Genomic DNA, 12604 nt, shown 5'->3' with positions numbered 1-12604 from the left:
AAATGAAAAAAAAAAAAGTCGCTTTTTCTACATTAGGATGTAAACTTAATTTTACAGAAACCGATACAATCATCAATAAATTTTTAATGAAAGGATATGAATATGTAAAATATATATCTTTTGCTGATATTTACATCATTAATACATGTTCAGTTACAAACAATGCAGAAAAAAAACTAAAAAAACTTGTAAAAATTGCTTTAAAAAATAATGTAAATGCATTTATTGTAGCTATAGGCTGTTATTCACAAGTCAATCCAAAAAAAATATCATTAATAAATGGGATAGATTTAATCATTGGAGCAAAAAAAAAATTTAAGATAATTAATTATTTAGAGAATATAAATCTTTATAAGAAAAAAACTGCAAAAATATATTATTCTGATCTAAAAAAATCAGATTTATATTTTCCTTCATATTCAAAATTAAATCGGACACGATCTTTTTTAAAAATCCAAGATGGATGTGACTATAAATGTAGTTATTGTACTATTCCCAAAGCTAGAGGCACCTCAAAATCTGATGAGATTACAAATATTATAAAATATGCAAAAAATGTTATAAAAAAAGGAATAAAAGAAATAGTATTAACTGGTGTTAATATAGGAGATTTTGGAAAAAATCTTAAACCAAAATCTAATTTTTTAGAATTAATGAAAGCAATGGATAGTTTTTTATATGAAAAAAAAATAATTAGAATTAGAATTTCATCAATTGAACCTAATTTATTAAATGATGATATAATTAATTTTATTCTTAAAAGTAAAATTTTTGTTCATCATTTTCATATTCCGTTCCAATCTGGAAGTGATGAAATTTTAAAGAAAATGAAAAGAAGGTATTCTTCCAATTTTTTTGAAAAAAAAATAATTAAAATTAAAAATCTTATGCCCAATGCGTGTATTGGTTCAGATGTAATAGTAGGATTTCCAGGAGAACAAGAAAAAAATTTTATAGAAACTTATTTATTTTTATCGAAATTAGATATTTCATATTTCCATGTATTTTCTTATTCTGAAAGAATAAATACAGAAGCAATTTCTATGAAAAATTCAATACCACAAAAAATTCGTTATAAACGAAGTAAAATTCTTAGAATTCTTTCAAAAAGAAAAAAATATAATTTTTATTATAAAAATATAAATAAAAAAAAAAAAGTTTTATTTGAAAAAAAAAATAAATCCGGATATATATATGGATATACAGATAATTTTATTAGAACTAAAACAACATGGAAATCCTTTTTAATAAATCAAATAAAAAAGGTAACATTACTAAATATAGATTATTTGGGAAATATGATTTGTCATTAATCTTTTTTTAAAAGATTTTCATAACTTTTAGATATAAAATATGTTAATTTTTTTCCTTTTAAAAGATTATGTGATAACATCACTAAATTTAAGGATTCTTTAATAAGATTTTGTTTTTTTTTTAAATTTTTTTCATTTAATATTTTTTTTATAAGTTTATGATTTTTATTTACAATAATATTATATTTATCATTAAAATTTTTTAAATTAAACATAGGATTTCCTGTAAGACTAATTTCTTTCATTCGTCTAACAAATTCCGGAATAGTTATCATAAATGGTAATGAAAATTGATCTAAATCTTTAATTTTTATTAAAAATTTTTCTGGATCAAGATGTTTTATTAAAGAATTTTTTAATTCCTTTTTTTCTTGTTCTGAAATTTCTTGTTCATTCACATTATAATTTTTTAAAAGTTTATCGAGTTGATCGGAATCCACTCTATAAAAATTTATATTTTTATAATCAATTTCTATTTTTTGAATAAGATGCCCTACAATTGGACTATCTAATAGTAATATTTTATATCCTTTATTTTTAATTGTTTCTATATAAGAATTTTGACTTTCTAAGTTTGAAGTATAAAAAACAATTATTTTATCATCTTTAAATTTATTTTTTAATTTAATTTTTTCTAAATATTCTTCTAATAAATAATATTTATTATTTAGATCAGGATATAAAGCAAATTTTTTGGCTTTTAAATAAAATTTATGATTGCTAATCATTCCATATTCTATAATAATTTTTATCTCCTCCCATTTTTTTTCAAAATCTTCACGATTAGTTTTACACAGCTTTTCAAGCTGATCAGCTACTTTTCTTGTAATATAACCTGAAATCTGCTTCACTGATGAATCAGATTTAAGATCAGATCTCGAAACATTAAGTGGAATATCTGGAGAATCAATTACACCTTTTAAAAGATTAAGAAAATCTGGAACTATCCCCTCTAAATTATCTGTCACATATACTTGATTTTGATATAAATGTATTTTATCTTTTTGAAGTTCAATTTGATTTTTTATTTTTGGGAAAAAAAGAACTCCAGTCAGTTTAAAAGGATGATCTATATTTAGATGAATCCAAAATAAAGGATCTTCCATTTTAATAGAATAAAGTTCTTTATAAAAATTTATATAGTCTTCTTTTTTTAGATTTATTGGATTTTTTTTCCATACAGGAAATGGGTTATTTATTATTTTATTTTTATTTTTTCCTTCTTCACTTTCTCCTAAAAAAATAGGAATCGGCATAAATTTACAGTATTTACTTAGTAAAGTTTTTATTCTCTTTTCTTCTAAAAATTCTTTATAATTATTCTTAATATGAAGTATTATTTCAGTTCCTGAGTTTTGTTTTTCTATAGTTTTAATAGAAAAATTAGTCGAGCCATCACATATCCAATGAATAGCCTTTTCATAATCCTTATAAGATTTAGATATTATTTCTACCTTTTCAGAAACCATAAAAGATGAATAAAATCCTAATCCAAAATGACCAATTATCTCTTTAATTTTATATTTTTTTAGAAAGTCTTCTGCACCTGAAAAAGCAATTTGATTAATATATTTTTCTACTTCTTTTTTTGTCATTCCAATTCCATTATCTCTAATTTTTAGAATTTTATTTGGTTTATCTATGATAATTTCTATTATTAAATCATCTATTTTTTTAGAAAATTTACCTAAACTAATCAGAGTTTTTAATTTTAAAATGGCATCAGTTGCATTTGATACTAGCTCTCTTAAAAAGATTTCCTGATCTGAATATAAAAATTTTTTTATAACAGGAAAAATATCTTCTGCTGTTACTTTAATTTTACCTTTTTCCATAAAAATTATTTTCTTTTCTTTCTTATCTTAGATACTTTCTTAAGAAGAATATAATCATATACAACTAATGCAGACATTGCCTCTACAATAGGAACTGCTCTAGGTAAAACACAAGGATCATGACGACCTTTTACAAAAATGTTTTTTCTTTTAAAATTAATATCTAAACTTTTTAGTTTTTTACTAATAGTAGCTACTGGTTTAAAACCTACCTTGAAATAAATATCCATTCCATTAGAAATGCCTCCTTGAATTCCTCCAGAAAAATTTGTTTTAGTACTCCCATTCTCAGTAAATAGATCATTCTGATTAGATCCTTTCATTTTAGTTCCATTAAAACCGCTCCCATATTCAAATCCTTTTACAGCATTTATAGACAACATAGCTTTACCTAATTCAGCATTAAGTTTATTAAAAACTGGTTCTCCAATTCCAATAGGAACATTATTTATAATACAAGTAATTACTCCACCTAGTGTGTCTCCTTTTTTTCTTATTTTATTAATAGATTCTATCATTTGTTCTGCTAATTTTAAATCAGGACAACGGACAGGTGATTTTTCTATTTTCGAAAAATCAAGGTTATTATAATTTTCATTTAAAGTTAATTTTCCTATAGAGGAAACATATGCTTTTATAAAAATATTCTTTTTTTTTAAGAATTGTTTAGCAATTGCACCACCAACTACACGAGATACAGTTTCACGTGCAGAAGATCTTCCCCCCCCTCTATAATCTCTTATTCCATATTTTTTATAATATGTAAAATCAGAATGAGATGGGCGATAGATATCTTTTATATTAAAATAATCTTTTGAATTATGATCTTTATTTTTAATAATGAATCCAATAGGAGTCCCTGTAGTAAACCCATCAAATATACCTGATAAAAAAAGTACTTCATCTAATTCTTTTCTTGGAGTTACAATTGAAGATTGACCAGGTTTTCTACGATTTAATTCATTATTAATTTCTTCAAAATTTAATTTTAATCCTGAGGGACATCCATCTATTATACCTCCTAATGCATATCCATGACTTTCTCCAAAAGTAGTAATTCTAAATAATTTTCCAAAAATATTTCCTGCCATTACATATTCAACCCCCAAGATTATTATGCGGAAAGAGAGGGATTCGAACCCCCGGAGTTTTTTACACTCAACGGTTTTCAAGACCGCCGCAATAGACCACTCTGCCATCTATCCTAGATAGCTAATTAATTAAATTCTATTTCAAACATATTATTAAGTAAATCTTGCATATTTTCTCTTTTTCTTATAAGAAAATCTTTTTTCTTATAAAGAAGAACTTCAGCAGGCTTATAACGAGAATTATAGTGAGATGACATAGAAAAACAATAAGCTCCTGCATTTCTAAAACATAATATATCTCCTTCTCTTATTTCATTTATTGGTCTATTAACACAAAATGTATCCGATTCACAGATATATCCTACTACAGTATAAAAACGTAATTTTCCTAATGGATTTGAAATATTATCTATCTGATGATATGAATCATAAAACATTGGCCGTATAAAATGATTAAATCCAGAATCAACACAAGCAAAAACAGTAGAAGTAGTCTGTTTAATAACATTAACCTTTACTAAAAAAAAACCTGATTCACTCATTAAAAATTTTCCAGGTTCAAAAAACAATTTTATCTTCTTATAAGAATTTTTTTCAAAAAAAATTGAAAGTTTTTTTTTTAAAAAAAAAGCTAACAGATCTAAATCTGTTTTGGAATCAGATTGTTTATATGGTACTTTAAATCCACTGCCAAAATCTATATATTTAAGTGTCTTGAAAAGATTAGCTACGTTTAATAATCTCTCAGCTATTTGGAAAAACACTCCCATATCTATAATATCAGACCCTGTATGCATATGTATGCCTTCAATTTGAAGGCCAGTATTTTTAATTATTTTTTTAATATGAGGTAATTGATAATATGATATTCCAAATTTTGAATCTATATGACCTACAGAAATTTTTTTATTTCCCCCCCCCATAATATGAGGGGTTATTCTAATCCCTATAGGATAATTAGTCTTCTCATTCCCTATTTGTTCTAAAAGAGATAAATTATCTAAGTTAATTAGAACTCCAGCTTTTATTGCTTTTTTTATTTCTTCTAAAGAAACTCCATTAGGAGTATATATAATTTCTTTTGGTTTAAATCCAGCTTTAAATCCTATTTCCACTTCTTGTATAGATACTGTATCTAATCCACTACCTAATTTTTTTAAAAATTTTAATATACTTATATTTGTATTTGCTTTACAAGCATAATTTATTTTAAAATTCTTTATAGAAGAAAAAGATTTTTTCATCAATTTATATTGATCTTCAATTTTATTGGCATTATATACATAAAGTGGAGTGCCATATTTTTTTGTAAGTTTATGAAAATTTATTTTCATATTTCTTTTTTCTCTCTCTCTAAAAAGAGTAGTTTATCACTTCAATAATTTTCCTAATAAAATGAAATTTTATACCTTTTATATAAGGTTTTGGTATCGCAAAAACATCTTTTTGATTGTCTTTTGAAAGAATTATTTCTTTTATATTAGCTCTTTTTGCTGCTAATATTTTTTCTTTAATTCCCCCAACAGGAAGAATCTTACCTCTAAGGGTTATTTCCCCAGTCATAGCTAAATACGGACGTATTGCTTTTTTAAAAAAACTAGATATTATAGAAGTTAATATAGTAATTCCAGCAGATGGGCCATCTTTAGGTACAGCCCCTTCTGGTACATGAATATGTAGGTTATACATTTCAAACATTTTTTCATTTATTCCAAATTCCTGATGATGAGCTTTTATATATTTTAAAGCTATAGTAGCAGATTCTTTCATAACATTTCCTACATTTCCCGTTATACTAAAATTTCCTTTTCCTTTCAATAACGTTGATTCTATATAAATAATCTCTCCTCCTCCCATAGTCCAAGCTAATCCTGTTACTATTCCGGGAATTTTATAAACTTCATATTTTTCAGGCTCCTGAGGAGGTCCTAATACTTCTTCTATTTTTGCTAAATTTATACGTTTTAAATATTTTTTTTTCATCGCAAGATTTTTAGCAGCATATCTTACAATTTTTGAAATTTTCTTTTCAAGAGATCTTACCCCTGATTCCCTAGTATAATTTTCAATAATTTTTTCAATTTGTTTAACCCCTAAAATAAGATCCTTGCTTGTTAAGCCATTTTCTTTTAATTGTTTTGGAATTAAATGTTTTTTAGAAATTTCTATTTTTTCTTCCACAGTATATCCAGTCATATCTATGACTTCCATTCTATCTAAAAGTGCCATATGTATGGGATAAAGGGAATTTGCTGTAGCAATAAAAATCACTTTAGATAAATCATATCCCATTTCCAGAAAATTATCATAAAATTCTTTATTTTGTTCGGGATCTAAAACTTCTAACATTGCAGAAGCAGGATTTCCTTGATTCCCCATTCCCAGTTTATCTATTTCATCTAATACAAAAACTGGATTAGATGTTCCGGCTTTTTTTATGGATTGTAATATCCTTCCTGGCATAGCACCTATATAGGTTTTTCTATGTCCCCTAATTTCAGCTTCATCATTTAATCCACCTAAAGATATACGTACATATTTTCTATTTAATGCCGAAGCAATTGATTTGCCTAAAGAAGTTTTTCCTACCCCTGGTGGGCCATAAAAACAAAGAATAGGTGACCTAAGATCTCCTTTCAGTTTTATAACAGATAAATATTCTATTATTCTTTCTTTAACTTTCTCAAGTCCAAAATGATCCTTATCAAGAATTTGATGTGCACGTTTTAAATCAAAACTATCTTTAGAATATGTTTGCCAAGGTAAATCTAACATGAATTCTAAATAATTCCGTAATACGGTATATTCTGGCATCTGTGGATTAGTGCGTTGAAATTTCCTTAATTCTTTTTCAAATTGTTTTTGAGTTTCTTTAGACCAATTTTTTTGATAGGATTTAACTTTCATTTCCTCTATTTCTTTTTCATATGACAAATATCCTAATTCTTCTTTAATAGCTTTTATTTGTTGATTTAAAAAATATTCTTTTTGTTGTTGATCCATTTCCTTTTTAACACGAGATTTAATTTCATTTTTTAATATCATTTGTTGATGTTCTAAAGTTAAAAAACGAAAAGTTTCTATTGCTCTTTGTTTCACAAAATCATATTCTAAAATAATTTGCTTTTCTTTAATTTCTAAATTAAGATTAGAAGCAACAAAATTTATAAGAAATGATTGACTTTCTATATTGCTAATAGCAAAACTAGATTCTGAAGGAAGATTATGATTCTCATGTACAAGTTTTATTGATATTTCTTTAATAGAATCTATTAAAGCTAAATATTCTTTATCTTCTTTGTCTGGTTTTTCATCTTTTAAATAGATTATTTCCGCTTTAAAATAAGGCTCAATTTGGATCATTTTAGTAACTTTAAATCTACTTTGTCCTTGTAAAATAACGGTAGTAGTGCCATCCGGCATTTTTAATAATTTTAATATTTTAGCTACTGTACCTATGTAGTATAGGTCTTTTTCTTGAGGATTTTCAATATTCAAATCTTTTTGAGTTAATACCCCAATTGGGTTATCAGCCGAATATGCATCTTTTAATAATTTAATGGATTTTTTTCTGCCAGCTGTTATAGGTATTACTACACCTGGAAATAACACAACATTTCTTACAGAAAGTATTTCTAGAGTTTCTGTAACCTTCACTTTAGAATTTAATATTTTTTCTTCAATATTTCCTTTGCAAATTAAAGGAAACAAGTCTGATTCAAAAATTGATTCATAATCAACAAATCGATTTTGTAATAACATTTTAAAAAAATTAAACATATTACAAAATTATATATAATATTTATTTAAAATATGTCTTTTTTAAAAACAAATAATAAATGAAACTAACGAAACGTAATGAAAATTATTCTAAATGGTATAATGAAATTATTTTAAAAGCAAATATTGCAGAAAAATCAGATGTCCGGGGATGTATGATTCTAAAACCATATGGATTTGCTATATGGGAAAAAATTCAGTCTATCTTAGATAGAATTTTAAAATCTACAGGACATGAAAATGTCTATTTTCCTTTACTTATTCCAAAATCCTTTCTTTCAAAAGAATTTAATCATATTAAAGGATTTGCCAAAGAATGCGCAGTAATCACTCATTATAGATTAAAAAATCTTAATAATAAAAATTTAATAGTAGATCAATCTTCTCATCTTGATGAAGAACTTATTGTTAGACCTACTTCTGAAACAATAATTTGGAATTCTTATAAACGTTGGATAAACTCTTATAGAGATCTTCCAATACTTTTTAATCAATGGGCTAATATAATCCGTTGGGAAATGCGTACAAGGTTTTTTTTAAGAACCTCTGAATTTTTATGGCAAGAAGGACATACTGCTCATTCGACAAAAAAAGAAGCTATAAATCATACTAAAAAAATGTTAAATATATACACAAATTTTGTAGAAAATTTTTTTTCTATTCCTGTAATCCAGGGGAGAAAAACATCTAGTGAAAAATTTGCTGGAGCAGAAAAAACCTTCTGTATAGAATCTATTATGCAAGATGGTAAATCTATCCAAATAGCTACCTCTCATTTTTTAGGGAAAAATTTTTCAAAAGCGTTTGATGTTAAATATACCACCAAAAAAGGAAAAAAAAAATATGTGTGGGCTACATCTTGGGGAATTTCAACAAGATTAATTGGCGCTATGATTATGACACATTCAGATGATAAAGGGCTTATCTTACCACCTAAAATTGCTCCAATCCAAATAGTAATTATTCCAGTTTATAAAACTCAAGAACAACTTCATTTAATAGAAAAAATTGTTTTTCCATTCAAAGCATCTATTGAAAAAAAAGGTATAAATATAAAATATGATAAAAGAACTTATTATACTCCAGGATGGAAATTTAATGAATATGAAATTCAAGGAATTCCTATAAGGATAACTATAGGAAAAAAAGATCTAGATAGAGGAACTGTTGAAGTAGTAAGAAGAGATACACTTGAAAAAAAAAATATATCTATTAAAAAATTAGAAACTTTCATTCCAAAACTATTGTATAAAATTCAAGATAACATTTTTAAAAAAGCTCTTAAAAGAAAGGAAAAGTTTTTACTAAAAGTAGATTCTTATGAAGAATTTAAAAAAAAAATTAAAACCAATAGTGGATTTATATTTTCTCATTGGGATGGAACGTCTGAAACCGAAAAAAAAATAAAATTTGAAACCAATGCTACAATACGTTGCATTCCAATAAATTTAACCTCAAAGTTGGGGAAATGTATTTTTTCAAAAAAAAAATCTAAACAACGAGTTCTTTTTGCTAAATCTTATTAACAACTTCTTAAAATAAGATTATTTAATCTTTAATTATTTCAGATGGTTCTGCATTTAATGTCTAATCAATTTAATGTCTAAATTTAGTTTTAAAACTATTAAAAAAAAATTTTTAGCCGATATTTCGACTCCTGTAGAGCTCTATTTAAAATTAAGAAATAAATTTTCTAACATTCTATTATTAGAATCTTCTGATTATCAAACTACTAAAAATCATTCTTCTATAATTTGTTTTAATTTAAAATCTGAAATTATAATTAATAACAACAAAATAAAAATTTTGTATCCAGATAATAAAAAAGAGAATTTTTATATTGATAGTTATTCAACTCTCCAGTATTATTTTGATAAATTTATCAAAAAATTTTATAGCACAAATAATTGGAGTCCTTATTCTGGATTGTATGGGTATACATCTTATGATAGTGTTCAATATTTTGAAAATATAAAATTAAATTCATTTATAGATAAATCATATTCTGTTCCCCAGATAAGGTTTGGATTTTATGCAAATTTAATTATTTTTAAACATTTTTATAATGAATTGTATATAGTAGAACATAAATTCTCTTACTCTGAAAAAGAAGACAAATCAATGGATTTCATTATTGATTTAGTATTTAATCAAAATTATTCTTTTTTTTCTTTTAAAACTAAAGGAAAAAAATGTTCTAATATAACAGATAATGAATTTAAACAAATGGTTTCTTCTGGAAAAGAAGCTTGTAGCAGAGGAGATGTTTTTCAAATTGTAATTTCTAGGCAATTTAAACAACAATTTAAAGGTGATGAATTTAATGTTTATAGAGCTTTAAGATCTATAAATCCATCTCCTTATTTATTTTATTTTGATTATGGAAATTATAAACTTTTCGGATCCTCCCCAGAATCTCAAATTCTAGTTCAAAATAATAAAGCGTATATAAATCCCATAGCTGGAACAATTAAAAGATCAGGAAATGATGAAAAAGATAAAAAATTAGCTCAAAAATTGAGAAAAGATCCTAAAGAAAATGCTGAACATATAATGTTAGTAGATTTAGCAAGAAATGATTTAAGTAAAAATTCTATAAATGTTATTGTTGAAAATTATAAAGAAGTTCAATATTTTTCTCATGTTTTGCATATGGTTTCCAAAGTTTCTTGTATTTTAAATGAAAAAATTTCTTTAATAAAAGTTTTTGGGGATACTTTTCCTGCGGGAACCCTTTCCGGAGCTCCAAAATATAAAGCTATGAAATTAATAGATAATATTGAAAATAAAAATAGGGGAATATATGGTGGAGCAATAGGATTTTTTGGATTATATGGGAATATAAATACCGCTATAATTATAAGATCTTTTTTAAGTAAAAATAATATTCTTTTTTTTCAAGCTGGGGCAGGAATAGTTTCTGGCTCTAAAGCAGAAAAAGAATTAGAAGAAGTTAATAACAAACTTCTAGCTTTAAACCAAGCTATAGAATTAGCACAAAATATTTTTAAATGATATTAGTATTAGATAATTATGATTCTTTTACATATAATCTTGTACATATTGTAAAACAAATAACTTCGGCTAAAGTAGCAGTTTACAGAAATAATAAAATAGATTTCAATAAAATTGAAAATTTTAATAAAATTATTTTATCTCCTGGTCCAGGAGTTCCAGATGAAGCTAATATTCTTAAACCACTTATAAAAAAGTACGCTAAAAGCAAAAGTATTTTAGGGGTTTGTTTAGGTCAACAAGCCATAGCTGAAGTTTTTGGGGGTAAATTAATAAATTATAAAAATATATATCATGGAATGTCTAGTTTAATAGAAATTATAGATAATAAAGAAATTTTATTTCAAAATCTACCTAAAAAAATAAAAGTTGGACGGTATCATTCTTGGGTAATTTCACAAGAAAATTTTCCATTAAATTTAAAAATAACGGCTTTAGGGCCAGAAAAAGAAATTATGGCAATACGTCATAAAAAATATGATGTAAGTGGGGTCCAATTTCATCCTGAATCAATTTTAACTCCATATGGGTTTAAAATAATAGAAAATTGGTTAAAATTAAAATTAAAATTAAAAAGATGAAAGAGATATTGAATTATTTATTTGAGCAGAAACCTCTTTCTCAAAAAGAGGCTAAAAATTTTTTTTTATCTTTTTCTCAAGAGAAATTTAATTCTAAGCAAATAGCTGCTTTATCTGCCATTTATAATATGAGATATCCTACATTAGAAGAAATAAAAGGGTTTAGTCAAGCTTTAATAGAATTATCTATTAATATAGATTTAAAAGAATTTAATGCTATTAATATAGTAGGAACTGGTGGAGATAATAAAAATTCTTTCAATATTTCTACTTTATCATGTTTTATAGTAGCCAGTTTAGGCGAAAAAGTAATTAAACATGGGAGTTATAGTTCCTCATCTGTAACAGGATCTTCTAATATTTTTGAAATTTTACAATCTAAGTTCACTTCTAAAGAAGAAAAATTAAAAAAACAACTAGAAAAAGTTGGAATTTGTTATTTACATACTCATATTTTTAATCCAACACTAAAAAAAGTGAGAGAGGTTAGAAAAATTCTTGGTATAAAAACAATTTTTAATATTTTAGGCCCATTATTAAATCCTAGTAATCCAAAGAATCAGTTACTTGGTGTAAGTGATCTCGAATTAGCAAGACTATACTATTATTTTTATCAAGAAACTGATAAAAATTATTCAATAGTCCATAGTTTGGATGGATATGATGAAATTTCTTTAACATCTGATTTCATATGTTATGATAAACAAGGAGAACATATTTTTTCTCCAGAATATTTTTTAATAAAAAAAATTAATCCTTTAAAATTAAAAGGAGGAAAAAATAATATAGAAAATACCCGAATTTTTTTAGATATAATCTCTGGAAATGGAACTGTATTTCAAAACACAGTTGTTTCAATTAATGCTGCTTTTGCACTTAGCTTATTAAATGATTGTAGTATTCAGACTAATTATTCTAAAGCCCAAGAAGCTTTAAAAAGTGGAAAAGTAAAAAAAATCTTAAAAAGATTTTTAGACATATAATTTAAA

General features: G+C 24.9%; 9 protein-coding genes and 1 tRNA gene. 5 read left to right on the top strand and 5 right to left on the bottom strand.

Annotation, left to right across the window (positions count from 1 at the left end; genetic code table 11):
* The first annotated feature begins 2 nt into the window (after positions 1–2).
* The gene (gene mtaB / locus DDE61_RS00735; RefSeq protein WP_110476784.1) at positions 3–1313 is read left to right on the top strand and encodes a tRNA (N(6)-L-threonylcarbamoyladenosine(37)-C(2))-methylthiotransferase MtaB; all 1311 of its coding nucleotides are present in this window, start codon (positions 3–5) and stop codon (positions 1311–1313) included.
* Here mtaB and htpG read toward each other — a convergent pair.
* The 5 genes from htpG to lon all read right to left on the bottom strand — a co-directional run bounded on the left by htpG (position 1310) and on the right by lon (position 8001).
* Positions 1310–3148 (bottom strand): molecular chaperone HtpG, encoded by a 1839-nt coding sequence (gene htpG, locus DDE61_RS00730; RefSeq protein WP_110476783.1) that lies wholly within the window; start codon positions 3146–3148, stop codon positions 1310–1312. The two genes, mtaB and htpG, sit on opposite strands and share 4 nt — an antisense overlap.
* A gap of 5 nt (positions 3149–3153) precedes the next feature.
* Complete coding sequence (gene aroC / locus DDE61_RS00725; RefSeq protein ID WP_110476782.1) at positions 3154–4239, bottom strand: chorismate synthase; 1086 nt, start codon at positions 4237–4239, stop codon at positions 3154–3156.
* A 28-nt stretch (positions 4240–4267) separates the two neighbouring features.
* Positions 4268–4353: transfer RNA gene (locus tag DDE61_RS00720), tRNA-Ser, on the bottom strand.
* Between the two features lie 11 nt (positions 4354–4364).
* On the bottom strand, positions 4365–5573 hold the full coding sequence (lysA, locus tag DDE61_RS00715; RefSeq protein WP_110476781.1) for a diaminopimelate decarboxylase: 1209 nt from the start codon (positions 5571–5573) through the stop codon (positions 4365–4367).
* Between the two features lie 19 nt (positions 5574–5592).
* A complete protein-coding gene (gene lon / locus DDE61_RS00710; RefSeq protein WP_110476861.1) occupies positions 5593–8001 on the bottom strand; it encodes an endopeptidase La in 2409 nt (802 codons plus the stop codon).
* Positions 8002–8078: 77 nt separating this feature from the next.
* Between lon and proS the strand changes: the two genes are divergently transcribed.
* From proS to trpD, 4 genes are all read left to right on the top strand, one after another.
* Positions 8079–9545 carry a proline--tRNA ligase gene (gene proS, locus DDE61_RS00705; protein WP_110476780.1) on the top strand — a complete coding sequence of 489 codons (1467 nt, stop codon included), beginning with the start codon at positions 8079–8081 and terminating at the stop codon, positions 9543–9545.
* Positions 9546–9618: 73 nt separating this feature from the next.
* On the top strand, positions 9619–11034 hold the full coding sequence (locus DDE61_RS00700) for an anthranilate synthase component I family protein (RefSeq protein ID WP_110476779.1): 1416 nt from the start codon (positions 9619–9621) through the stop codon (positions 11032–11034).
* Complete coding sequence (locus tag DDE61_RS00695; protein WP_110476778.1) at positions 11031–11615, top strand: anthranilate synthase component II; 585 nt, start codon at positions 11031–11033, stop codon at positions 11613–11615. Before DDE61_RS00700 ends, DDE61_RS00695 begins: the two co-directional genes overlap by 4 nt.
* On the top strand, positions 11612–12598 hold the full coding sequence (gene trpD, locus DDE61_RS00690) for an anthranilate phosphoribosyltransferase (RefSeq protein ID WP_110467392.1): 987 nt from the start codon (positions 11612–11614) through the stop codon (positions 12596–12598). Before DDE61_RS00695 ends, trpD begins: the two co-directional genes overlap by 4 nt.
* Positions 12599–12604: the final 6 nt, after the last annotated feature.

The organism is Candidatus Karelsulcia muelleri, assembly GCF_003214255.1.
Lineage (GTDB): Bacteria > Bacteroidota > Bacteroidia > Flavobacteriales > Blattabacteriaceae > Karelsulcia > Karelsulcia muelleri_B.
Note: the sequence above shows the minus strand (reverse complement) of the source record. Positions and strands in the feature narration are given on the sequence as shown.